This is a genomic window from Paenibacillus durus ATCC 35681, assembly GCF_000993825.1.
In the GTDB taxonomy this organism is placed as follows: domain Bacteria; phylum Bacillota; class Bacilli; order Paenibacillales; family Paenibacillaceae; genus Paenibacillus_AQ; species Paenibacillus_AQ durus_B.
The window spans coordinates 3732678-3756330 of the sequence record NZ_CP011114.1 but is presented as its reverse complement, the minus strand read 5'-3'; the positions used below and the strand labels follow the sequence as shown (position 1 = coordinate 3756330).

General features: G+C 51.9%; 33 protein-coding genes. All 33 read left to right on the top strand.

Annotated elements, in window-relative coordinates; all coding sequences use genetic code 11:
• Nucleotides 1–11 precede the first annotated feature (11 nt).
• The 33 genes from VK70_RS28580 to VK70_RS17275 all read left to right on the top strand — a co-directional run bounded on the left by VK70_RS28580 (nucleotide 12) and on the right by VK70_RS17275 (nucleotide 23652).
• A complete protein-coding gene (locus tag VK70_RS28580; protein ID WP_169733344.1) occupies nucleotides 12–179 on the top strand; it encodes a DUF6906 family protein in 168 nt (55 codons plus the stop codon).
• A complete protein-coding gene (locus VK70_RS17430) occupies nucleotides 179–382 on the top strand; it encodes a hypothetical protein (RefSeq protein WP_025698444.1) in 204 nt (67 codons plus the stop codon). The genes VK70_RS28580 and VK70_RS17430 overlap by 1 nt, the downstream gene beginning before the upstream one ends.
• Nucleotides 383–516: 134 nt before the next feature.
• Nucleotides 517–1050, top strand: a complete 534-nt coding sequence (locus VK70_RS17425) for a crossover junction endodeoxyribonuclease RuvC (protein WP_025698446.1) — start codon at nucleotides 517–519, stop codon at nucleotides 1048–1050.
• Between the two features lie 2 nt (nucleotides 1051–1052).
• Complete coding sequence (locus VK70_RS17420) at nucleotides 1053–2093, top strand: hypothetical protein (RefSeq protein WP_025698448.1); 1041 nt, start codon at nucleotides 1053–1055, stop codon at nucleotides 2091–2093.
• A gap of 34 nt (nucleotides 2094–2127) precedes the next feature.
• Nucleotides 2128–2319, top strand: coding sequence for an IDEAL domain-containing protein (locus VK70_RS28385; RefSeq protein WP_025698450.1), 192 nt, complete (start codon nucleotides 2128–2130; stop codon nucleotides 2317–2319).
• 15 nt (nucleotides 2320–2334) lie between these two features.
• Nucleotides 2335–2694: a hypothetical protein gene (locus VK70_RS17410; protein ID WP_025698452.1), complete on the top strand. Its 360-nt coding sequence runs from the start codon at nucleotides 2335–2337 to the stop codon at nucleotides 2692–2694.
• A complete protein-coding gene (locus VK70_RS17405) occupies nucleotides 2691–2957 on the top strand; it encodes a hypothetical protein (RefSeq protein WP_025698453.1) in 267 nt (88 codons plus the stop codon). Before VK70_RS17410 ends, VK70_RS17405 begins: the two co-directional genes overlap by 4 nt.
• A complete protein-coding gene (locus VK70_RS17400) occupies nucleotides 2936–4744 on the top strand; it encodes a DNA cytosine methyltransferase (protein ID WP_036642082.1) in 1809 nt (602 codons plus the stop codon). Before VK70_RS17405 ends, VK70_RS17400 begins: the two co-directional genes overlap by 22 nt.
• Before the next feature lie 211 nt (nucleotides 4745–4955).
• Complete coding sequence (locus VK70_RS17395) at nucleotides 4956–5783, top strand: DNA adenine methylase (RefSeq protein WP_025698456.1); 828 nt, start codon at nucleotides 4956–4958, stop codon at nucleotides 5781–5783.
• A 32-nt stretch (nucleotides 5784–5815) separates the two neighbouring features.
• Nucleotides 5816–6568: a hypothetical protein gene (locus VK70_RS17390; RefSeq protein ID WP_025698458.1), complete on the top strand. Its 753-nt coding sequence runs from the start codon at nucleotides 5816–5818 to the stop codon at nucleotides 6566–6568.
• Nucleotides 6569–6607: 39 nt separating this feature from the next.
• Nucleotides 6608–7075: a hypothetical protein gene (locus VK70_RS17385; RefSeq protein WP_025698460.1), complete on the top strand. Its 468-nt coding sequence runs from the start codon at nucleotides 6608–6610 to the stop codon at nucleotides 7073–7075.
• A gap of 31 nt (nucleotides 7076–7106) precedes the next feature.
• Nucleotides 7107–7349: a hypothetical protein gene (locus VK70_RS17380; protein WP_025698462.1), complete on the top strand. Its 243-nt coding sequence runs from the start codon at nucleotides 7107–7109 to the stop codon at nucleotides 7347–7349.
• Nucleotides 7346–8104, top strand: coding sequence for a hypothetical protein (locus VK70_RS17375; protein WP_025698463.1), 759 nt, complete (start codon nucleotides 7346–7348; stop codon nucleotides 8102–8104). Before VK70_RS17380 ends, VK70_RS17375 begins: the two co-directional genes overlap by 4 nt.
• Nucleotides 8101–8493 carry a LexA family protein gene (locus VK70_RS26625; protein ID WP_025698464.1) on the top strand — a complete coding sequence of 131 codons (393 nt, stop codon included), beginning with the start codon at nucleotides 8101–8103 and terminating at the stop codon, nucleotides 8491–8493. Before VK70_RS17375 ends, VK70_RS26625 begins: the two co-directional genes overlap by 4 nt.
• Nucleotides 8486–8653, top strand: coding sequence for a hypothetical protein (locus tag VK70_RS28380; protein WP_155986957.1), 168 nt, complete (start codon nucleotides 8486–8488; stop codon nucleotides 8651–8653). Before VK70_RS26625 ends, VK70_RS28380 begins: the two co-directional genes overlap by 8 nt.
• Before the next feature lie 90 nt (nucleotides 8654–8743).
• Entirely contained in the window at nucleotides 8744–9244 is a 501-nt protein-coding gene (locus tag VK70_RS17365; RefSeq protein WP_025698465.1) for a hypothetical protein, read from the top strand.
• A gap of 38 nt (nucleotides 9245–9282) precedes the next feature.
• The gene (locus tag VK70_RS17360) at nucleotides 9283–9567 is read left to right on the top strand and encodes a hypothetical protein (RefSeq protein ID WP_025698466.1); all 285 of its coding nucleotides are present in this window, start codon (nucleotides 9283–9285) and stop codon (nucleotides 9565–9567) included.
• Nucleotides 9568–10309: 742 nt separating this feature from the next.
• A complete protein-coding gene (locus VK70_RS17350; protein WP_025698468.1) occupies nucleotides 10310–10501 on the top strand; it encodes a hypothetical protein in 192 nt (63 codons plus the stop codon).
• Nucleotides 10502–10740: 239 nt separating this feature from the next.
• The gene (locus VK70_RS17345) at nucleotides 10741–11280 is read left to right on the top strand and encodes a ParB N-terminal domain-containing protein (protein WP_025698469.1); all 540 of its coding nucleotides are present in this window, start codon (nucleotides 10741–10743) and stop codon (nucleotides 11278–11280) included.
• Nucleotides 11277–12326, top strand: a complete 1050-nt coding sequence (locus tag VK70_RS17340) for a DNA cytosine methyltransferase (protein WP_025698470.1) — start codon at nucleotides 11277–11279, stop codon at nucleotides 12324–12326. Before VK70_RS17345 ends, VK70_RS17340 begins: the two co-directional genes overlap by 4 nt.
• Nucleotides 12316–13608 carry a DNA modification methylase gene (locus tag VK70_RS17335; protein ID WP_025698471.1) on the top strand — a complete coding sequence of 431 codons (1293 nt, stop codon included), beginning with the start codon at nucleotides 12316–12318 and terminating at the stop codon, nucleotides 13606–13608. Before VK70_RS17340 ends, VK70_RS17335 begins: the two co-directional genes overlap by 11 nt.
• Before the next feature lie 136 nt (nucleotides 13609–13744).
• Complete coding sequence (locus VK70_RS17330) at nucleotides 13745–13957, top strand: hypothetical protein (RefSeq protein ID WP_025698472.1); 213 nt, start codon at nucleotides 13745–13747, stop codon at nucleotides 13955–13957.
• 42 nt (nucleotides 13958–13999) lie between these two features.
• Nucleotides 14000–14521 carry a DUF2829 domain-containing protein gene (locus tag VK70_RS29365; RefSeq protein ID WP_046723580.1) on the top strand — a complete coding sequence of 174 codons (522 nt, stop codon included), beginning with the start codon at nucleotides 14000–14002 and terminating at the stop codon, nucleotides 14519–14521.
• On the top strand, nucleotides 14521–14934 hold the full coding sequence (locus VK70_RS17320; protein ID WP_025698473.1) for a BC1881 family protein: 414 nt from the start codon (nucleotides 14521–14523) through the stop codon (nucleotides 14932–14934). Before VK70_RS29365 ends, VK70_RS17320 begins: the two co-directional genes overlap by 1 nt.
• A 47-nt stretch (nucleotides 14935–14981) precedes the next feature.
• Nucleotides 14982–15839: a phage terminase small subunit gene (gene terS / locus VK70_RS17315; protein WP_025698474.1), complete on the top strand. Its 858-nt coding sequence runs from the start codon at nucleotides 14982–14984 to the stop codon at nucleotides 15837–15839.
• On the top strand, nucleotides 15832–17082 hold the full coding sequence (locus tag VK70_RS17310) for a PBSX family phage terminase large subunit (protein WP_036642085.1): 1251 nt from the start codon (nucleotides 15832–15834) through the stop codon (nucleotides 17080–17082). The genes terS and VK70_RS17310 overlap by 8 nt, the downstream gene beginning before the upstream one ends.
• Before the next feature lie 15 nt (nucleotides 17083–17097).
• On the top strand, nucleotides 17098–18597 hold the full coding sequence (locus tag VK70_RS17305; RefSeq protein WP_025698478.1) for a phage portal protein: 1500 nt from the start codon (nucleotides 17098–17100) through the stop codon (nucleotides 18595–18597).
• Nucleotides 18597–19724, top strand: a complete 1128-nt coding sequence (locus VK70_RS17300) for a hypothetical protein (RefSeq protein WP_025698479.1) — start codon at nucleotides 18597–18599, stop codon at nucleotides 19722–19724. The genes VK70_RS17305 and VK70_RS17300 overlap by 1 nt, the downstream gene beginning before the upstream one ends.
• 39 nt (nucleotides 19725–19763) lie before the next feature.
• Nucleotides 19764–19976: a hypothetical protein gene (locus VK70_RS17295; RefSeq protein WP_036642088.1), complete on the top strand. Its 213-nt coding sequence runs from the start codon at nucleotides 19764–19766 to the stop codon at nucleotides 19974–19976.
• A gap of 17 nt (nucleotides 19977–19993) precedes the next feature.
• Nucleotides 19994–20947, top strand: a complete 954-nt coding sequence (locus tag VK70_RS17290) for a hypothetical protein (RefSeq protein ID WP_025698483.1) — start codon at nucleotides 19994–19996, stop codon at nucleotides 20945–20947.
• A 16-nt stretch (nucleotides 20948–20963) separates the two neighbouring features.
• Nucleotides 20964–22439 carry a hypothetical protein gene (locus VK70_RS17285; protein ID WP_025698484.1) on the top strand — a complete coding sequence of 492 codons (1476 nt, stop codon included), beginning with the start codon at nucleotides 20964–20966 and terminating at the stop codon, nucleotides 22437–22439.
• 53 nt (nucleotides 22440–22492) lie between these two features.
• Entirely contained in the window at nucleotides 22493–22768 is a 276-nt protein-coding gene (locus VK70_RS17280; RefSeq protein ID WP_025698485.1) for a hypothetical protein, read from the top strand.
• A gap of 5 nt (nucleotides 22769–22773) precedes the next feature.
• Nucleotides 22774–23652 (top strand): hypothetical protein, encoded by an 879-nt coding sequence (locus tag VK70_RS17275; RefSeq protein ID WP_025698488.1) that lies wholly within the window; start codon nucleotides 22774–22776, stop codon nucleotides 23650–23652.
• Nucleotide 23653 lies beyond the last annotated feature (1 nt).

Sequence of the window (23653 nt, the reverse complement as noted above, 5' to 3'; positions counted from 1 at the left end):
GAGAAACGGGCATGAAACAAGGGAAGCGGCCAAATCGCCGCCAGAAGGATGAAATCAAGGCGGCTGGCTTGAATGCAGACAATTGGCTAGTCGAGCGGGATATCAAAGGGAAAACGCCGGAACTGATAATTATTCACCGGGTTTCCGGCAAGACGCGGAATGTGCGGCGGTGGGCGTAATGAACGGACGCCGGAATTACTGGCACGTTTACAATCACATACGGCGGCAGTACATGGATACAGGCCAGGTTCCCGGGCTGGATGAGCTGCTGGTAGACTTTGACGACCTGGAGATGGCAGAGGTTCAGGAGGGCATCGCGGAGTATGAGATGACCTTCGGAGAGCGGCAAGTGGGCGGGGGCGATGCGCAAAATGAAAAATAAGCGGAAGCTGCCTGACCCGTTCTTCCAGCGTAGGCATTTCTTCACCGTTTGGGACGACAACGGTCGAGAGGTCGGAACGGTTTACGTGCTGGATTCGGCCATGATGCCGCTGCGGAAGAGGGGAGGTAAAAGGCATGAAACTGCTAGGAATCGACCACGGTACAAACTACGCCGGTTGGGCGACGATGGAAAACGGAAAGCCGATTGAGTTCGGTCTTCGTGACTACAGCAAAATCAAGATGCCTGAAGTGTTGGATGCCATTTACCAAGATACTTTCCGGATGGTTGAGCAAGAGCAGCCGGATCTGATCATCCTGGAACGTCCGGTTCATTTTCGGGGGTCAGGCGTAATTTTGGCTCTCGTCGGCGCCTACTCCATGGTTACGCTAGCCGCTCTACATCACGGAGTCCAGATCAGGGAGATCCGGCCTTCCGAGCTCAAAATGCAGACTGGAAAAGGCAATGCTGACAAGGAAACGGTCGCTGTCGAAATGCAGATGCTGTTTAACTTGGATTACGACGAACTGGCGATCCCTGTCCTGTACAAAAAAGATGACCCGAAAGGCAGGTACAAGAAAGGGGACGTGCAGCAGCGGCTGTTCGACCCTTCCGACGCTTTGGCCCTTTGCTGGGCTTATCACCAAAAATATATCAGGGGAGTGGCTTAACGATGAGCTATATCAATTTCAAAGGGACGGTCAAGAAGATTAACCTTAAATCTGCCGACGAGACGGAAATCACAATCAGCATTCCCGCCGAGGAGTTGGACGGTCAATATAATACGCTGCAAAGCATGCTAGAGCTGAAGGTCATCGGTGGCCTGGACTCGCAAATTGTCACGTACAAGGTTATGAAAAACGCCAAAACCGGGCAGCCGCTTACGAAGTACACTGTCGACAACGGCGGGGTCGTGTCCGTAGCCAAACCGGAAGGTGAGCAGCTTTCTATGGATTTGGGATTGCCGCCGGATAAGGTGGAGGTAAAGGCAGAGCCAGAGCAGATCGATCTTGAGGTCATCCAAGCATTTATCCTGAGTGGCTTAGCACAGAATTTCGAAGATATGGACTATGACTTTCAAGATATCGAGCAGCGCCTCCTTGACGGTGAAACATATCTGAAAATCGCTGCGGATGTGGATATGGGCGTTGGAGTATTCGTTGTCATGGTGGACGAATACCGCAAACGGATCGCTCCGCTGGCTGCAAAGTGGGACGAATGGCGGCAAGGGCAGGCCCCAGTTGAACCGACGGCGGCAGGATCGGTTCCTGGTCTGGACGATTCAAAGGCGGATTCTGAAGGTGGAAAACAGGATGGTGCTGATCCGACGGCTGACGGTGAAGGTGAAGCAGGAAGCTCCGAGGATGATCAGGATGGCGAAGGAACCGAAGGCGAAGCTTCTGGAGAAGCCGTTCAGGGAGAAAGCGGTGAAGCGGGCGGTGCCGATCCAGCGGACCCTGCCGCCACGGATGAAGTAAGTAAAGATGCTCTGGAGGCATTTATCTTGGAAGACCGCCCTCTGTTCGATGACATCGAATTTAACGGCCAACCTATTGAGTTTCCCGCTCTACTGGAATTACGCCTGAAGGAAAATAAGACCTGGAAGGAACTCGCGGAATCTAACGGTATGGATCGCGGGCAATTGGCTGCCAAATGGAGCGTGTACAAGAAACGAGCGGCGAAGAAAATGCAAGGAGGCGGAGGGGCAGCGTAAGCTGCTTCTTCTCTTACAAAGGAGGGGAAACGCCGTGTTCTTCATTTCGCGATCTATATACGAGTTGATACTCGACGCCAACGCGGAGGCGGTGCTGGAACAGGCTATCCGGCGATTTCGCTGGCAGCAGCTCCTGCAGAAGATTGACGACGCACTGGACCGACGCGACGAGCGCGCCTTTTATGAATATTCAGCCGAATTGATCGGCTTGGGAAATGATGATTAGGAGGGTGTATCCCAAATGAGCAAGGTCGAAGAAGTTGCCAGCATAGAAGGGGTTCCAGTGTTTAGTATGCTGATGCCCTTCTCGGAGAATTACGCTAAGGTGCGCGGAAGGGTTGCACATTGCCCCTTGTGTCGCAATGAAATTGAAGGCGGTATAGAAACGCGCTTCCTCGGCTGCAATCATAAGCACTTCCCGAACAGTGTCTGTCATCCGGAGTGTATTGAAGAGATCGGTGGGTATCAAGCTGCTGCCGAGAAGCTGAAATCCATGAACGATCGAATGAATCATCTGAAGGAGGAACTTAGAAAAGAGTTCGGTGCAATTGGTTGGCATACGTCAGCTTCCTTTCAATATCAGGAGGTGCAGCCAAGATGAACGATCAACAGCGCCGCAAGGCTTTCCAATGGGTAAAGTCGCTGTCGAACGCAAAATTTTGGAGCTGGATGAATTTCGTACACTCTCGCGCGTATGCCGCTGCAGCTCAGCACTACGAAGAGGCGATGGCTATAGAGCTGCAGCCGAAGCAGGCGGCTGCCGTAAAGGCAAAAGCCAAGGAAATCCGTGAGACTTGGGATGGGATGGCCACAATTACGATTGAGGAGACGGAAGGTAAGGAATTTCAAAATGTGGGGGTGTAGGAGTGGAAATCATCGTCGATAACTTCGCCGGCGGCGGAGGCGCCTCAACCGGCATTGAGCTGGCGACGGGGCGTTCGGTGGATATTGCAATCAATCACGACCCAGCGGCGATTGCCATGCACCGAGCAAATCACCCCGAGACGGAGCATTATTGTGAGAGCGTTTGGGATGTTGATCCCCGGGAGGTAACCGGTGGTCGTCCGGTCGGACTGGTCTGGCTGAGCCCGGATTGCAAACATTTTTCCAAGGCCAAGGGCGGAAAGCCGGTAGAGAAGGGAATTCGCGGGCTCGCATGGGTCGCGGTGCGCTGGGCGGCCACTGTCCGGCCCCGGGTGATCATGCTCGAAAATGTGGAAGAGTTCAAAACATGGGGGCCGTTGCTTAAAGATGGATACCCTGATCCGGACCGGAAAGGACGGACATTTAATAGCTTCGTGAATGCCCTCCGGCGGCAAGGTTATCGCGTCGAGTGGCGTGAGCTGCGTGCCTGCGACTACGGAGCGCCTACAATCCGCAAGCGGCTATTCCTGGTCGCAAGGCGGGACGGACGCCAGATCGTCTGGCCGGAACCGACGCATGGGGACCCTGCGAGCGAGGCGGTTAAAGCCGGAAAGTTAAAGCCTTGGAGGACGGCAGCGGAGATCATTGACTGGTCCATTCCCTGCCCTTCAATCTTTGAGCGCAAGAAGCCGTTGGCCGAGAACACCGAGCGGAGGATAGCCAGGGGCCTGCAAAAATTTATCCTTAACAATCCGAATCCGTTTATAGCCCCTTACGTGATCAAGGTGAACCACAAATACGACCAGTTCCGAGGGCAGCTACTTAATGAGCCGCTGCAAACTGTGACTGCAAAGAACGGATGGGGGATTGTGACGCCGTACATCGCCCGAATCGGACAGACCGGATTCGGCGGAGACCGGCTGCAGTACGAGCTTGATGATCCGTTGACGACCGTCACAACTAAGGCAGAGCATCTGCTGGTAACTCCATTCCTGACGCAATATCACACCGAGGGAGCCAAAGGAAATGTCCGTGGGCAGGAGATCAACAGGCCTGTATTGACAGTGGATGCTTCCAACCGTTATGGGCTGGTTGCTGCGTTTCTGGCGAAGCACTACGGCGGAAATTACACCGGTCCGGGCGCCGACCTGCAGGAGCCAGCGCCGACCGTTACGACCGTTGATCATAACGCGCTGGTAACGGCGCATGTCGTCCGCCATTTCGGAGAGTCGGTCGGAAGCCCCGTTGACGCACCACTCGGCACCGTAACCGCCGGGGGCGGCGGGAAGAGCGGCCTTGTCACGAGTCACCTTGTAAAAATGAGAGGCACTAATATAGGTCAGCCTGTTACGGAGCCGCTTCAAACGATTACAGCTGGAGGACTGCACTTCGGTGAGGTTCGGGCGTTCCTAATCAAATACAACTTTAAAGACGTCGGCCAATCACTAAAAGAGCCGCTGCACACGATTATGACGCATGACCGATTCGGCATTGTCACGATTAAAGGCATCGAATATCAGATCGTAGATATCGGCATGCGGATGCTCGAACCGCACGAATTGTTCGCGGCACAGGGTTTCCCGGCCAACTACATCATCGACGTGGACGCGGACGGACAGAAGTATTCTAAGAGCGCACAGGTCGCCCGCTGCGGAAATGCCGTTCCGCCGCCATTCGCTGCCGCGCTTGTAAGGTCGAACTTGCCGGAAATGTGTGTCGGTGCTGGCCGAGAGCTCACGTTGGAGCGGTACAAGCCGGCAGCCGGGCAGCTGGAGTTTAGCCTATGACAGAGATCAGCCCAGCAACAAAGAAAATATGTAATGAAAACTACAAATCGAATTGCGCCCGCTGTCCTATTCGTCCGGCATGTGTACAGAGCGTCGGTCCGGGGAGAGAGGCGCTGGATAGATGGCAGGCTGAGGTTAATGCAGCAGCAGAGGCCGTAAATGGTCTGAGGTAAGGCCAATACAGGGGTAAAGCCCAGAAAGGAGAACGCCAATGAAAGTCCCTCGCATATTACACTACCCCGGCAGCAAATGGAGCATGGCTAACTGGATCATCAGCCACATGCCGCCGCACACAACATACCTAGAGCCGTACTTCGGCAGCGGGGCGGTGTTGTTCAATAAGCCTCCGTCAGCACTTGAAACAGTAAACGATCTGGATGGAGACGTAGTGAACCTATTCCGCGTCATTAGAGATCGGCCGAATGAACTGGCACATATGGTTCAGTGGACGCCATACAGCCGGGAGGAATACTACCGTTCCTACGAAGAGTCTGCGGATACGTTAGAGAAGGCCCGGCGCTTCCTGGTCCGGACCTGGCAGGCAATTGGGGCAAAGACAAGCGACCGCACCGGCTGGCGCAGCAACATCCAGTACGACAAGGCTCCACACAAGATATGGCCGAAGCAGTGGCGGGAAATTCCCCTCGAGATCCTTCAGTGCTGCGACCGTTTAAAAGATGTTCAACTGGAAAATCAGCCAGCTTTGCAACTGCTTGAGCGATACCGCTTTCCAGATGTATGCATTTATGCGGACCCGCCTTATCTCCTTGAAACGAGGGCTTCACGAATGTACAAACACGAGATGGCCGAGGAAGGAGAAACTGACGAAGAGGCCCACCTTAAACTCCTGGATGCATTGGACGCGCATCCCGGACCGGTTCTACTTTCGGGATATTCGCACCCTTTGTACGATGAGAGACTGAAGCATTGGCAAAGAAACGAGAGGGCTGCTACAGCTGATCGGGGAAAGCCACGAATAGAAGTCCTTTGGATCAATCCGGTAGCAGCCGGAGAGGTCGGTCAGTTGCAGCTATTTTAAGCGGGCATAGCCTCATAAGGAGAGATAAACGAATGACCCACGAAGCCAATGTGACTTTTACCGCCGATGATAAGGCGGTTGTCCTTAAATCAACGAAGGATCTGTTCTTCGCGGCCAAGCAGCTACATGAATGGATTAGCACTGATGATTTGTCCCAGGAGATGGCCGGCATTCTTCCTAGTCTGATAGAAAGCCATTTCGGGGAAATCGCCAAACAACTCGGTTATGAGAGTGTCTTAACGAAAGAGAAGGAAGAGCGTCACCGCGAGATCCGGAAAGCCAATGAACGGATTCGAGAACTTGAGAATCAGATGGGGGAGGCCCGCCCTGTAGATGGTTTGAAAGAGCAGATTACACACCTTACAAGCATTGTTTCGGATTGGTGGAGAGAATACGGTTTCCGGCATGTATCGGATGCTGGGCTCACGCAATACGGCTTCTATAAAGCGAAATTCTGCTTCATGCTCGAGTACATGGGATCAACATTCTCGGATACTCCTGTAACGGATAAAGCCCAGCATAAAAGCCGCCTTGAGCAATTGCAGGAAGAGGGATGGAACATCGGATTTGATAAACGCGGCAATGAACCTCACTTGATAGACAATGACAATAACCGCACCAAACTCATTAAGCTGATTGAATCACGGTTCCCTTCGGCGAAGATTGTCCGGACGCGGAACCATTATTCCGACCGGCGTGGCCATTATGAATTTCGGGATATTGAAGTCTATATCTACGATCTGCATGATATTCCCGTGAAAACGGAAGTTGAAGAAATCGAATAAGGGACGGGCTTCGGCCCTCCCATAAAGGAGAGGATAAGCGTGGAAACAGTGCATATTAATGAGCTTCTCCCGCATTCTTACATCAATCACTACGGAGAGGTTATCACGCTGGATCAGGCCAAAGAAATCATCGCTGCCGGCGGTCAGCCGATCCTTTACACAGTCACGGATGACTTTATTGCAGCTGCGGTGAAGGCCACATCCGAAGAGTTCAAGGACGGAATTTATAACGAAGTATTCACAGCGCCAGACCCCGGGAAGAAGCTGGTTCTGTATGGGGCATCGGCAGAGACATTGAAAATCTCTTGCCATGCAACCGGTGGCCCTTACGGAGCTGGCGTCTATGAGATTCACGATGAACACAATAGGTTCTTGGGACTTTGTTCCGTTCCAGCTTTGAAAGAGTTGGGCGTGGTCCGGCGAATCGACCATTACCGCAAGGCAGAGGCGTTCCTCAATACAGCTGCAGGTCGGGAATGGTTCATGCAGAATCGCAGATTTTCATAATCCGGGATAAGACCAAAGGGAGGAAACGAACATGTTAGGCAAAGCAACTGAAATCGTAACAGCGATGGCATGGGCAGGACAAGATTATATTCAAAAACGATATGTCAACCTGGACGAGGCTATCAACGTGGTCCTAATGGATCTAGGTGAGACGGAGGTCATATCCATCCATCCTCTGGCAGCGTCTTATACTGACGGGGACGGAAATATCGCAATCGAGCACACGGCGCTGATTACCTGCCGGATCAAGCCAAAGGGAGAGGTGCAGTCATGAGCGATCAATCCAAAGGACTCTGTAACAAATACCAGATTATCAAGCGGGAAACTGGAGTGGAGGTCGACGGCAATTGCTTTGTGCTTCGCCCGGATCGGGACCCGGCTGCTGTGGCCGCGCTGCTCAGGTACGCAGACGCGACAAGCAACGCAGACTTGTCAGCCGATATATGGCAATGGATGCAGAGCATTGCACCAGCTGCCGTAGATGGCACGTCGGAAGAAGTATATCCCCTGCTGGACGGCACCGAACTGCTAGTATCCCCGGGAGACCGGGTTTTGGCCGTCCGCTCCCGACCGGATGGCATCCCGATTACTATAGACCCCGATGGAATCATAGACGACGTGTTGCTGGCGTATGGTACGGCATTGGTGCGCATCAATCAGTTGCAAGGCGCCGCTCTCGCCGGCACATACTTTTCGGACGAGCAGCTTGACGAGTTGGGCAAAGAATACCGTACCGTACCGACTGACGGCTTGGGCTACCCGATCGAACCGGAGTACAACAGCATGTCCGTGCGCGGCGACATTGTAAAGTTGATTGCCGACGTCAAGACGGCTCGGGCCGCGCTGAAGGAAGAACGACGCTCCCTCAGCCTCAGTAAGCAGGCGGCTATCGAAGCCCACAAGATCATAAAACGGCAACGGGAAGCTCTGGAGAAAATCGGAGAAGAACTGACCGATGACACAACGGAGCGGGCGCAGCGGTTAAACGCCATAATCGGTGCGGATATGGGGGAAGGTGCTGAGTCATGACCGACAAGAACTTAACACCACAGCAAGCCAGAACGCTGGAAGTCATTCAGGGGTTCATCACGAAAAAAGGCTACCCTCCCACAGTCCGGGAAGTTGCGCAATTGCTAAATTTACAGTCATCTTCCACGGCATTCCGGCATATTGAGCTGCTTTGTCAAAAAGGATACATTTCTAAGAGCTCCGACGGACCGAGGACGATCCGCGTCAAGATGAGCGTCAAGCTACAGGAAAAGGGAGTTTCCGCAGAGGAACTGGAACAGGTCTTAAAGTTCTATGCCGATCGGTTGAATTGGGAATTCATCACCGATAAATCTGCGCCGGTGTTGGCAGATGGCGGGGAAAGGGCGCGGGCAATTTTGAAAAAATATATGGAGGCTTATCATGACTGATTACCGAAAAGTCACTTGCAGCACATGGACGCCGGAGCAGCTCGCCGAGCATCTCCGCCAGATCGGGGCAGACAAGCCGCCGGCACGCAGGCCGAACAATGGTTTCGAAACCTGTATCACAGCTCCCAAGCAAGGACGATGGGGCCGATATCTAAAGTAATGCAAAGACCCCCATAACCTGGCCGGGCGCGGGGGTCCTTAACTGAAAATCATTCCTCTTGACATTATAGCATAAAGGGGAATGAGGGGAATGGCAGTGGCAGAGTGGGAAGATGGCGTATTGTTCCCGGAGGCAAGTGATACAGAGATTGCAAGAACTAAGTTCCTCCTGGGTAAATATAAGAGCATGCGTTTATTGATGGATGATTATGAAAATCACACGAAAGACATGCAGCAGGTGGCTATCGACGGCGAGGTTGCGCGCCGGATTGACCAGGATGCGCTGCATGCAGATAAGGCGGCGAACGCTGTTATTTTGGCCGAGAAACAGCGCTGGGTATATGAACAGTACCGGCTCTATACCAGCGTGATTCGACGGGCAATTGATCTGATATTTGACGATGATTCGCGGCAGGCAATTCAGCATCGTTATATTGAGGGGCATTCTTTCAAGGGAACAGTACTTTTCTTCAGGCACGGCATGAGCCACAGCACAGTTCGGCGTAAGCTTGACGAGGGAACCGAGAGCATTGCGAACACATTGAAACTGATGGGATTCTTTGAGAAGGATGTGGCGAAATATGAGGTGTGATATACTTCCGTTAATATATGTTGTCGGGAGGAGTCTGGATGGAATTTAGCGGTTATAGGGAAGATCGTCGGGGAAACTGGTTTGGTGGCGGCACTCAGATGGTTTACATGGATGAGTCCACAGAGCCAGAGTTTTACATCGTGAATGAACAAGAGTCCCAGATCATACGGATCAGAGAAGAGCAACAAATAAAAATGTTGAGTCATTGCATGTACGGACCTCAGTTGAAGCGTGAAAACATTGATTGGCTCATCCACAAGGCACAGTTCAAGTACTATGACAGCGTTGATGAATACATTACAAAAACAGCCTCAGATATTTGACCGTAAAATGACGCATTTCCGGTGATTATTGACCGTAAGATGAACACCAAATGACGCATTTTCCGTGATACTATGAGAACGTGGAAATCAGGCGAGAGTGACACGCACGGCCGCAGCAGCGGCGCTTAACCGGGGCGTACCTCCTCTCGTCTTTTCCGTTTCTGGAGTAAAGCAACTGAAGGGCCAACCGGGAGGCAGTCGAGCAAAGGGGAACTCCTGATAAGAGTTCCTGGCTATGCTCCTTCAGTTGTTTTACTGCTCAAATGTAAAATAACGAGCATAAGATAGCACGGCAGTGAATTTTTATTATTGAAGGCCAATAATCGATGTTTAAGCTTTTGACTTCGATTTCAGGCAATCAGTAAAATGGTCTTGTCCTCCTTTGTAACAAAGTCCGTAAAGATTTTAAGCAAAGAGCGCAGCGCATTTGCTGCGGATGCGGAGCGGACGCCATTCTTTAAGGTGTGCGCATTTCGCCAAAACCGTCATTTTTTCGTACAAAAGCGTACATATATCATCCAAAGTCGTTCATTTATGGACGGCTTTTTCTATTTTCTATTGGGGGAATTGTTCTTGAAGCAGCAGCAGCAGCGGTTTAAAGACCCGCCACGGCAGCCAATCCGATGCAAAGGATGTTATTGGGGCGAATGGACAGGAACGAAGCAATTTTGCAGCAAGCAGAAGTGTCAGAAGGAAAAACCTTCCTGAATGTCGAAATGTGATGTCGAAGGGAGGTGCATTTATGCAGCAACAATTTCCACAGCAGCAGTACAAAGCGGAACGAATCAACCCTTTGACGAACTCATCTATCGTTAATGAACTGGAATTGGAGTTGAATCGTCAATACCACGATGGATGGAGACTGCACAGCGTGATTCCTCAAGTCGACGAGGATGGCAATTACTGCAGTGTCGCCATTTACGAAAGAAAATAAAAGCTGCCGTCAGCTCTTGAAAGAAGACAACCATAACGTGAGACAAGAAGCACCTTCGGGTGCTTTTTTTATGCCCAAAAACAACCTTCTGTGAGCCGTTCTGAGAGATTGTACATGAGAACGTCCGTTTGCAGGGATGAAACCGAAGAATGGCAGTGTGAGTCGATTCCCTTGGCCTGTGTCGAAACCTGTGCCTACCCCAAGAGGAAAAACCAACTTAACATAAAGGAGGGTCCAAAATGGACATCAGAACCATACCGATCGAGCAGATCAACGCCGCAGCCTACAACCCGCGTGTCGACCTTCAGCCAGGCGATCCGGAATACGAGAAACTCCGCCGCAGCCTTGACGAATTCGGCTATGTTGACCCGATCGTCTGGAACGAGCAAACCGGTAACATGGTCGGTGGACATCAGCGGTATAAGGTGCTGGTCAACGAGCAGGGCCGCACGGAGCTGGCAGTTTCCGTGGTCAACCTGGACCCGGAGCGGGAGAAGCTGCTTAACTTGGCGCTCAACAAGGTTTCGGGCCGATGGGATGACGAGGCACTGGCCAGGTTGTTGGGCGAGCTGCAGCAAGGTAGTCTGGACGTATCGTTGTCCGGGTTTGATGCAGACGAGATTGACGATCTGATCGCAGAGTTCACGGAGCCGGCGGCAGATCAGCTTGGTGACTTTCAGAACCGGGAGCTGGATGTGGCGGACTTTGACGAATCCCGCTTTGACTGTAAATGTCCGCGCTGTGGATTTGTGTTCGACCAGCCGGGAGCCCCTTCATGAGTCGCCCCGTATGGGATTGGCGCTTAACCGATTTGGCGGACGTTCCACAGCATGGCCGGACGGTGTTCTCCTGTTTCAGCTGCGGCGGCGGTTCAACAATGGGCTACAAGCTTGCCGGATATACCGTGCTGGGCAATGTGGAGATTGACCCGCAGATGATGCGCATCTACCAGCGTAATCATAATCCGCGTTACCCGTTCTTGATGCCGATTCAGGACTTCAAGTCGCTGCCGGATGCGGAGTTGCCGCCGGAACTGTTCGACCTGGACATTCTGGACGGATCGCCGCCTTGTAGCGTGTTTTCTACGGCGGGGGATCGGGAGGATAAATGGGGAAAGGAATTCAAATTCAGAGAAGGTCAAGCCGAGCAACGGCTGGATGATCTGTTCTTTGACTTCTTGGACGTGGCCGCGAAGCTCCGGCCCCGGATCGTCGTCGCCGAGAACGTGCGCGGCATGATGATCGGTAAGGCTCGCGGCTTCGTAAGCCTGGTCTTGTCCCGCTTCCGGGAACTCGGGTACAGACCGCAGCTCTTTCTTCTCAATTCAGCGACGATGGGCGTTCCCCAGAAACGGGAGCGACTTTTCTTTATCGCAGCACGGGAGGATCAGGCGTTCCCGTCGCTTCGTCTGGAGTTGAATGAACCGCCGGTATTGTATGGAGAGGTTCGGTCGGGAGAAGGGAAGCCGTTGAACCCTGTTAAGGAAACGTTCCGGAGATGGCAGCGGAAGCGGCCGAGTGATTTAAGCATGGGGCATGTGACGCGGAGAGAGAAAGGCAAGGCAAGCGACTTCAATACAATCATATTGAAGGATCAGAAGGTCGCGAACACTCTGGCAAGCTCGTCCTGGTTTCTCAGATCAGATGAGCCATGCCGGATCAGCGACGTTGATTCTATACGTATCCAGACCTTCCCCGCTGATTATGATTTCATGGATGCAGATGTGTCATACGTTTGCGGTATGAGCGTTCCGCCCTTGATGATGCGGCGGATCGCCGAGCAGATCTATCTTCAATGGTTGGGAGGAGATCGAGTTGAAGGTTGAGACAATACCGATTCTGCAGCTGCGCAGTAATGGCTGGAACCCGAATGAAATGGACGACCACCGTTACCGCTCATTGGTGGCCAGCGTAAAGAAACATGGTGTGCTGCAGCCGATCTTGATCAGAGCGGACATGACGATTATCAAGGGGGAGAAGCGCTGGAGAGCGGCCAAGGAGGCAGGGTTAACTGATATGGTCTGCGTCATCGTAGAATCCAGCCAAGAGGAGTCCAAGCTGTTGACGGTAAGTCTCAGCAATTTACGGGGCAGGACCAATGAAGAACTCCTTGCATCACTGCTTGAGGAGTTGTCCAGTTCGTATACGCTGGAGGAGATTGCTCTTGAAACCGGCTATTTGCAAAGCGATCTGGAAGGATACCTGTCAGGTCTGCAGCAACCCAGCGACGATGGTGTGTTTGTCGAAGAGGATGGTTTCGATGTTCAGCACGCTTTGCTTGCTATTGAGGAGCCTGAGACGCAGCGCGGCGATATCTGGCAGCTCGGGCCGCATCTGCTGATGTGCGGCGACTCAACGGATGAAGCAGACGTCAGCCGGCTTATGGACGGCGCCAGGGCCGCGCTTGTGGTGACGGACCCGCCGTACAATGTAGCCGTAGAGAGTGATTCCGCAAGGCTGGCCGCCGACGGACGCGTCAGTATATTGAACGACAACATGCCTGCAGAAGAATTTGCGGGCTTTTTGCATGCCGTCTTCGAGAGATACGCCGCCATCATGGACCCGGCGGCCGCGATCTACGTCTTCCATCCGTCGTCTTATCAGCGGGAGTTCGAAGACGCCATGAATGCTGCCAGCATCGAGGTCCGGACGCAGTGTATCTGGGTCAAGAATGCGGCTTCCTTCGGTTGGGCGCAGTATCGCTTCAAACACGAGCCGGTCTTTTACGCCCACATTCGGGGGAAGGCGCCAGCCTGGTACGGTGATCGCCGGCAAACAACGGTATGGCGTGCCGGTCTCCCGGCTGAAGAGCCGCTCCCGGAGACAGTGTGGGAGGTCAGCCGCGGCGATGTGACGAAGTATGTACACCCGACGCAGAAGCCGCTGGAGTTGCTGGCCATTCCAATAAAGAACAGCAGCCGACGCGGAGACGTGGCTGTCGACTTGTTCGGCGGCAGCGGCTCAACGCTGATGACCTGCGACCAGCTTGGCCGGATCTGCCGGACAATGGAACTGGACCCTGTCTTCTGCGACGTTATTAAGAAGAGGTATCATGCGGCCACCGGAACCGAGCCGGTATTGATCGGTCGAGCCGATTCCGTGGCATAAGAAAAAGGAGGACGCGCTAACGTCCTCCCCTTCACCCAGGGTATCCCCCGGCTGAGACAGCGGCGCGCCACGCGTGGCATTCTCAGACATCCGCTGTCTCGTTTCCAATCATACACGGAAGCCGAGGGATACGTAAATGGGAACACAAGATGAAAATTTATTGTTGCAGCATGAGCTCGAAGTTATGGCTGGTATCCTGGAGAGCAAAGCGCAGTACCGTAAAATTGTCAAGGCTGGAGTAGCTAAGTGGGTCAAGGACTTTCAGGACGGTCGGATCGAATTTAAAACTGTTGATGATCTTAGGAAACTGATAGAGTTGGACATTGAATTACAAAAGGATGAGCTGTAAACTGGCTTGTCCTTTTTTTATTACAACGAAAGGGTGATTAAGATGTCAAAGTGGCGCAAGAAATCTGTTGTAATTGAGGCGTTCAAATGGACAGGGGACCAGAACCAATCAGAAGATCCGGTTTGGATCAACGAAGCTTATCGACGCGGAGATGTCCGCTATGATGGTGTAGGTACAAATGATATGGAGATGTTCATCTCCACACTGGAAGGAGTTATGACGGCCCGCCCCGGTGATTACATCATTCAGGGCATCGAGGGTGAAATTTACCCTTGTAAGGCAAGTATTTTCGAGAAAACGTATGAATCTGCTGGCGAGATAATGAGTTTCGGCGCTGCAGTAGAGGCGTTGAAGGCAGGCAAGAGGGTTGCGCGGGCTGGCTGGAACGGTAGGGTGATGTGGTTGACGCTAGTTCCAGCATGTCGTTACAACCCAAGCGACGTCAATTCACTCGGTTTAGAAAAGCTTCCATGGATCGGAATGAAGACAGCGGATAATAAGTTTGTTCCTTGGCTGGCATCGCAGACGGACGTATTGGCCGAAGACTGGCAGGTGATTGAGTAATGCCAAACGCGAATATTGTTGACCATATCGGCAGCAAAGTTACGGTCTGGACCAAGGATGGGAACGCCGCGGAGAACCGCATGCTCCACACCGTTGACGAATTTGGTGTGGTCATCTCCAATCAACACGGCCAGCAGACGTTCATTCCTTGGGTGCAGGTCAAGTATATTGATTACCCAGACACTTCTCCTGATAAAATCAATTCTTACACGGAAAGTCCGTGGTGGTTGAAAGATGTTTCCACAAAGGAACTGTCCGACGAGCTTTGTTTAAGAGAAGGCGTAAGGGAGATTGTCCTGCTTCCTGGAGTAGCGGCGGATATTAATTTTATTGAAAAAAACAAGGCGGGCTGGCGTCAGTTTGACACACGGCGGTTTACTGGCCCTGCGACCATTCTCGTGAATCAGGATTAGGCGCTGCTCGTCTATTCTGATTAGCCCATGGGGGTGGTGATAATGTAATGGGGAAGTCAAGGGACCCAAGGCGAGACGAAGCTTTTGAAATCTGGAAAGCCAGCAGCGGTCAGATCGACCTGGTAGAGATCGCGGCGAAGCTCGGCGTGTCAGATGGTACACTTCGCGGCTGGAAATCAAAGGACCGCTGGGAAGCCAAACTGAACGGAACGTTCCAATCAGACGAACGGAGCGCTCCGCAAAATTCGGAGCGCTCCAAACGTCGGGGCGCTCCCAAAGGGAACAAGAACGCTGTCGGCAATCGCGGCGGCGCTCCACCAGGCAATACGAACGCAGCGGGGAACCGAGGCGGACCCGGCGGGCCGCCCGGCAACAAGAAGGCGGTCACGACCGGGGAATACGAGACGATATGGCTGGATGCTCTGGATGAGGACGAGCAGATGCTGCTTGACCGCATTGACACCGATCCGATAAAGCAGGCGGATGATGCCATTAAAAAGTTGGAGCTGCGAGAACGGCGCATGCTGCTCCGAATTAAGCGGCTGACAGAAGGGCTTTCGGAGAAGGAGCGGCGCGTCTTACGTGAGTTGAAGGCTGTTAAGGATGCCATGACTATTCACGATGAAAAAACAGGCGTGACGAAGACTGTCCCCGTTATCAAAACAGAGATGGTTGAATCCCAAGTTGAGGAAAAGACCTACCGCAGCATTGATGATATTCTGGCGCTCGAAGAAGCCCTGACTCGCGTCCAGGACAAGAAGTTGAAGGCCATTGAACTAAAGGCCCGGCTGCTGGACGAAGAGAAGAAAACGCGAACGAAACTTCTTAAAATCGAACTTGAACGATTGCAGGGAGCTGAGAACAATAAGCAGTTCGTTGTTATAAAGGATGATCTTCATGAGTAGCGTTGAAGTGAGTCTGCAGGAGACTGTCGGCAAAGGATATGTTGACTTTTGGCGTTTCAAAGGGCGCTATCGGGTTGTCAAAGGTGGGCGTGGCTCCAAAAAGAGTGTTACAGCCGCGTTATCAATTATTTTCAATATGATGAAGTTTCCTCTCGCCAATACGCTTGTCTTACGGAAAACGTTCAATGTTCACAAGGACTCTACGTGGGCGCAACTGAAATGGGCTACTTATCGGCTAAATGTGGGTCATCTTTGGCATTTCAAGAAATCACCACTAGAAGCTATATATAAACCGACTGGACAAAAAATATTGTTCCGCGGTCTTGATGATCCGATGTCAATCACTTCTATCACGGTGGACACCGGCTTTTTATGCTGGGCGTGGTTTGAAGAAGCCTATCAGATTCTAAATGAAGATGACTTCGACAAGGTGGACATGTCCATTCGGGGGGAATTGCCGACCGGATACTACAAGCAATTGACGCTTTCTTTTAATCCGTGGAACGAAAAGCACTGGCTGAAGAAGCGTTTTTTTGATGTGCCTGATCCTAATATATTGGCTCTGACCACCAACTACACATGCAATGAGTTCTTAGGGGACGATGATCGGGCGTTATTTGAATGGATGAAAAAGAATAAGCCGAAACGTTACCGGGTCGAAGGCCAAGGAGAATGGGGCATTGCTGAAGGAGCAATTTATGAGGATTGGCGCGAGGAAGAATTTGAATATAAAGAGTTGATCAAGACCGGTGCATATAAAGCTGTTTTCGGTTTGGATTTTGGTTATACAAACGATCCGAGTGCTTTGGTTGCAGCTCTTGTGAACGAACAGGAGAAGAAGCTTTATATCTTTGATGAGCATTATGAGTCAGGTATGACCAATGACAAAATAGCTGAAATGATAAAGGCTAAGGGATTTTCAAAAGAGAAGATAATCGCCGACTCGGCTGAGCCTAAGTCCATTGATGAGATAAGAGGATATGGAATAGGTAGGATACAAGCAGCGGAGAAGGGGCCTGATAGTGTCATTAACGGCATTCAGTACCTTCAACAGTATGAAATCATTGTTCATAAATTTCGCTGTCCAAATGTAAGCATTGAATTATCAAGTTACGTATGGGATCAGGATAAAACCGGACGCTTCTTAAATCGCCCGGTTGATGATTTTAATCACGCGCTTGACGCTCTCAGATATGCTCTTGAGAAGATTCGTAAGCCGGTGCGCTCCACAATCATCATATGAGGGAGGTGAACATCTTTGGCAAATACAGAAATGCTTCAGGCGCAGCAGGCGCAAGCGAAGGCGAAATCCGCCGTAATCCTGCCGTATCAATATACCGGGATGGGCGGAACACGCATCAAGCCGTCGCTTCTCCCGTTTTCCGTATTGCGTAACATGGCGAAAGTGCCGGCCATTGCTGCGATCATCAACACGCGGTTGAATCAGGTCGCCCGCTTTGCCCGGCGTCCCAGGTATGAGGGAGACCTTGGCTTTCGGATCGGTTTTAAAAATCCGAAGCAGTCCATGAGCCGGGCGGCGCAGTCCCGGGCTTTTGAGCTTGAAGAGTTTTTTCTCCGGACCGGAAACTGGGGAAACCCTGAGCGGAAGGATAATTTCAATCAATTTCTGCGGAAAATCACGCGGGACAGCCTGACGCTGGATGCCGTAGCTTGGGAAAATGTCTTTACCCGCAGCGGCCAGATCACGGATATGTTTGCGGTGGATGCGGCCACCATCGAACTGCTGCCCACCTCCCCTATTTCGGAAATCTACCAGCCAACGTTGTACCAGCAGGTGACAAGTATAGGGGCGGCGGGGCCGATTGCTTATGTGCAGCGTGTGGATGGCCGTATAACTGCGGAGTATTCACGGCAGGAGCTGACCTACCTGATTCGTAATCCCCGGACGGACATTGCCTATGCTGATTTCGGATTCAGTGAATTGGAGACGCTCGTAGAGATTGTCACGGGCATTGTCAATGGCGTTCGGTACAATACGTCGTATTTCTCTTACAATTCGTTGCCTCAGGGTGTGCTGGAGGTTGTCGGTAAGTATGAGGAGGAGGACATAGAGGCGTTCAGTCGTCACTGGAAGACGCTGACCGATGGGGCTCAGGGCAAATGGTCGGTGCCCGTCATGGCGATGGAGGAAGGGAACGGGTTCAAGTTCACTCCTTTCAAAAACAGCAACCAGGACATGCAGTTTAATGAGTTCTTGGAGTTTCTTTTTAATTTGGCCGCTGCAGTATATCAGATCGATCCTAACGAGGTCGGTTTTAAGAGCTGGACCAGCGGAAAGAGCATGAGCCAGTCGGACAATACCGCAGAAAAAATGGATGGCAGCAAGGATAAAGGGTTTATCCCGCTCATGTACTTCCTTTCTGACGGATTCAATGCCAACATTCTTGATCAGATCGCGCCAGAATTTGCCCTTTACTGGGCGGGTCTGGATGAAGAGGAAGAAGACCGAAAGGCACAGCGCCTTAAGGACGATATGGAGCTGGGTTTGACTACGGTCGCCGAAGTGCGAAAGCAGCGCGGGCAGCAGGTGCCGCCGGAAGCCGAATGGATGAATGCGCCAGCGAACTCTGTGCTTATTCAAGCTTACATGGCTGATCAGCAACCCCAGGAGGAAGCTAATCCGAATGAATCCGGGGAAGAGGACGGAAACAATAGGCCCCCTACAGCTAAAGCCAAGTCGGAGCCAGATCAATTACAGAAGTCCCTTGATATTGATATCTCCTGGGAGGGGTATTGATGTCGAAGCTTCAGATAAAGCTGCCGCCGGCGGTACGCTCATTCCCGTTGGAGGATCGGCGCCGAATCATTGAGTCCTTATCCAAGGCACTCGCTGTTCCTCCGGAACGGCCGCAGGGCGGGCGCAGTATGTGGGACGCCTCAGACGATCCGCTGATCGCGGCTCTGGAAGATGCGTTTTACGCTGAGTTGGATGCGATTGGTCAGCAAATGCTGGCTTCGCTGCTAGTTTTATTGGACTTGCCCGTGGATGAGTTGCAGAAAGGTCCAGGGGATAAGAACCGGATCAGTGACCTGGTGAAAAAAATGCGGTCAAAGGGCGGTGGATGGAGAAGGCTACTTAAATATGGAGTGGTGGATTCTCCTTTGCAGCTCATCCGTAAAGTAGATCAGAAAATCCGTGACCAGTTTCAAAAGGTCGACAAACTTGCGGAAAAATACATCGTTCGGTCCGGATTGCTGGGTATTTACCGAAGCCAAGAGGAAAAGGCGAAGCTTACAATTACGGCGGCCATGCTTGATCAATTGCCTGAGACGCTTAAAGCGGCCAAGAAGGAGCCTTTCCCATTTCGGCTATGGACTGATGAGAAACAGGTTGAAATGGTTTCTTTATCTCCTTTGGAATATCAAGGTCTCGAACAGTCCGTTGTGCATGCGGCCGAGAAATTGAGCCAAATAGCGGATAATCACCGGGCAGGAGCGAAAGAACTGATAATCCAAGCACAAAAAGAGCGCTGGGGAGCACAGAAGCTTTCTCAAGCGTTCTTTGACATGTATGGGGATCAGAACCGGGACTGGCGCCGGGTAGCCATTACAGAGTTGGCTATGGCGACCAACGATGCGTACCTGGCAAGCCTGAGTCCAGGCGATATTATACAAGTCGCTACGGTTCCTGGTGCCTGCCCGCACTGCCAGCGGCTGCTGGAGGGCAAAACATTTATTGTCTCGGATAAACCTATGACTGATGGATACAAATACATTTGGCCAGGAAAGACCAATATCGGACGCAAGGTAGCGGAATGGTGGCCTTGCTGCCCTTTGCATCCTCACTGCCGGCATCGATGGATGAGGGTCGGCCGTGTTTCCAAGCTACCAACAAAATCGGAGAATGAAGCACCCACTGAGTAGGGTGTTTTTTTCATGCCTTGGAAGGAGGTGATTAACCGGATGAAACCGACAGTAGGCCGCATTGTACATTATTACAGCTATGGTACACCAGGTGGTGAATTCAGAAGTGAAGCCCGCGCTGCCGTGATCACAGGCGTGGTGGACGACACCACCGTACATCTTTGTGTGCTCAACCCCACAGGCATGTTCTTCAATACCAATGTTAAGCAGGGCGAAAAGGGCGGGCAGTGGAATTGGCCGCCGCGCGTATAGGGAAGGGGTGAACAGGTTTGGAAGAGATTCAAGACACTTTCCGCCTATTTGTCCCGTTGGAAAAGTCGGTCGAGATGGATGCCAACGGCGATTACATCGTACAAGGCGTGATCTCCAGCGACGATGAGGACGAGCAGGCGGACAGTATTTCTCCGGAAGGAATGGACACATCCTATTTTTTGTCCAAAGGCTGGATCAAGTGGGAACACGGGAATGCTCCCAATCAGTTCATTGGGGAGCCAGTTGAGGTTAAGATTGGTCAGTTCGATCATCCTGCTCTGCATAAATCGGTCAATGGCGTCTTTGTCAAAGGACGTCTTTTTGCCAATCGTGACCTTTCCGTGCAGGCTGTAGTTGCGATAGAAGACTTACAGAAATCGCAGAGCAGCCGGCACGTTGGATGGTCCATTGAAGGCGGTGTAGTCGAACGCGACCGCCAGACAGGCAAAATTATAAAATCTGTTCTGCGAAATGTGGTGCTCACCATGAATCCGGTCAATACCATGACCTATGCGGAGCTGGTCAAATCATTTACAAAGGGAGATGGATTACCTATGAAAGACGATCAACAACAGCAGCGGCAAGACAAGAAAATGTGTACAGCGGATATTGGCGCTCAACTGGGAGGGCTGGAGAAATCACTCACGCTGCTTATTAAAAAGCAAGGCGAGGACTCTGCACTCATTAAATCGCTGGAAACAAAACTGGATGCTCTCAGCACTGATAATGCTGAACTGCGTAAGTCTCTGAATCAGCCACAACAGCGCCAAAGTGTCCTCGGGCAGCGCGATTTGACCACGGTCACACGTCCGGACGGTAAAGAAATGACTCGTCAGGAAGTGCTTGCCACACTGGAGAAATCCTTTGAAGCCGGTGAACTGTCAGGAAGTGAAGTCATTCGGTTTGAAACAGGGACTCCGTTGGAGCGTCTGTCTTTACCGGCCAGCGTGAAAGAAAAATTGGGAGTTTAAGAAGGGGGACTGACATATGGATTTGACAAATCTGCCAGATGGCTTCGGCCAGATGACTCAACAAGACTTGGAAGCATTGGTTAAGGCAATGGGGACAGGTACGCCGGGTGAAGCTTACGGAAATGGAATTTATGGTGATATGTCCGCGATTCGCCCGCAGTCACTCGAAACGACTCTCCGGATCGTGACCGCCAAAGAGGAACATTTAAGCCTTTGGAGAAACATCCCCAAAAAGGGCGCGGCCAGCACGGTCGAAGAGTTCAATGTTCTTGATTCCTACGGAAATGACGGCGACCCGTTCATTGTCGAGGGTGGCCGGCCGGTGGAGCGGAATAGTAATTATATCCGTCAAGCTGGTTTGGTTAAATTTATGGGCGTAACGCGCGGAACGACTCTTCCGGCTCAAATAGTCAATACTGTGGGGGTCGGCGATGCTGTGGCTGCAGAGACACGCAACGGGACCATGTGGTTGCTGCAGCAGGTAAACAAAAATCTTTACTTCGGAGATAGCAGCAAGAATCCTCTTGCAATCGATGGCGTTCTTGCTCAAGTAAAGAAATTTGTATCTGGGAAGCCATATGCGACCCAGCATATTATCGATATGCGCGGGAATCCGCTTAGTGAGGAAATTCTGGAAGATGCTGCTACGATCATCAGCGACAATTACGGCGGTGCCTTGCTGCAGTTGTATCTGACCAACCAAGTGCACAAAGATTTCTCGAAGCTGTTTATTGGTCCGACTGGACGGCAGCGCATTGTGGACATTGGCAGTAACGTTCGTATGGGCCAACCTGTCCGGGGATACGCCGCCAACGCCGCCAACATCGATTTTATAGCAGATCGTTTCTTGAAGCCTGATGGTGCGCCAAAACAGGTTAGCCAGAAGGATTCTCCTGCAACTCCAGCTACTGCTGCTGCAGTAGCAAAAGCAGATTCAGCTTCCAAGCTTGAAGCCGGCACTTACTTCTATTTTGTAAGTTCCAAGGGGACTTCCGGGGAGTCTTCCCCAGTTGGGACCGGTGCAGTAGCCGTTGCAGCCGGACAAACAGTAGAAATTACGATCCCCCGCGTCTTGAACGGTGATCCGAATTTGCAGGCCAAGAGCTATAAGGTATATCGGGGTTACTACTCCGATCCGCAGCTGGCCGAATTTATGACGGAATTCACCGATGCGGGAGCAGGAGCAAATCAGGTGCTGGTTGATAACGGCGAGGATATTCCTGGCACCGAATATTGCTTCTTGATCGACAACGACGGCGATGATGTTCTTGCCTTCAAAAAGCTGGCTGATTTGATGCGGGTACCGTTGGGGTTGGTGGATACCACTAGCAAGTTCATGATTCTGCTGTTCGGCATGCTGCAGGTCTACAACCCGCGCCGCATTGTCATTTTTAAAAATGTCGGCAAACTTGGCCAGAACAGCAACCGTGAACTGTATGCTCCGAGCTATGGAGCAGAAAGCTACGGCACAATTAAACCGGTACATGCTTAAGAGAGGTGACAAACCTCTCTTTTTGTTTTTCATTCTGAAAGGAGCTGAAGGAATTGAAGATTCGTAAAACGCGGGGTGAGTACCCGCTGGATATCGTCGTGCTGGATGAAACGGTACATTTTGATGAAACCGGCGTAGCTGATGTTGATGAGATTATCGGCGATGTGCTGCTAGAGATTCCGGGGTATGAAGAGTACAAGGAAAAGCTCAAAAAGCCAGCCACCTCGACACCAGATGACCCCAAAGGTAAGAAGGATACTGGCAAAGGAAAACAAGACCAGTCGCCAACTGATCAGGACCAAGCTGCACCGCCTGAAACCAAGGAGTAACTGTTATGTCAATCATTCCGTACTACGAGTCGCAAGAGGACCCGGATACAGGGGAGATAACCTACAGCTCCCCTGTGGGGCTGCCCACGCCGGATGAAGTCAGGAGGCGTTGGTGTTATGGACTGACGCTTGCTGATCAGTTCGGCCAGACCATGGAGGACCGGGATATACTCGGATACCTGTTGGCGGCTGTGAAGGATACGGAGCGGCAACTGGGCATTTTCCTCAAGCCGACAATTATCCGCTGTAATGCAGAGGCGCGGGGGCTGGAACAGGGTGTTGATTATGAAATTGATGAACCAGCTTATGATCACGATGCGCAGCGCTGGCGGAACTTTGGTTTCCTCCAGTTGCGGCAGCGGTATGTCAGCGATCTTTCGGCGTTCAAGTTGGTCGCATATGGTGGGCAGGTCAGTATAGATTTCATGCAATATCCAGACTGGATAAAGCTCTACAAGAAGTCGAGCCAATTGCATGTAGTCACTAAGGGTGAGGGTGTGCCTATGCTCGGAGGATATCCAACCGGTTATAGTACGGCCCCGTTTGCGGCCCCGCTGCTCTCCAGGACTCCGCAGGTCTTCCACGTTGACTACACTGCCGGGCTCACCAAGGAGCAACTAACAGAGGATATCCGGGCGGTGGTCGGCAAACAAGCGGCGGTGGCCGTGCTGGGTGTTGCTGGTGACGCTACTTTGGCCGGCGTAGCGGGCTACTCGCTGACGCTGGACGGCGTAGCTGAATCATTTCAATCCACGGCTTCCGCTATGTATGGTACCTATTCGGCCCATATTACGCAGCTGCAGCAGGAGGTCAAGGACTTCTTTAGCCCGGCAGGAGGCGGAGCCCGCACCAAAATGCGCGGCTTCACGATGGGAGGAATTTAGA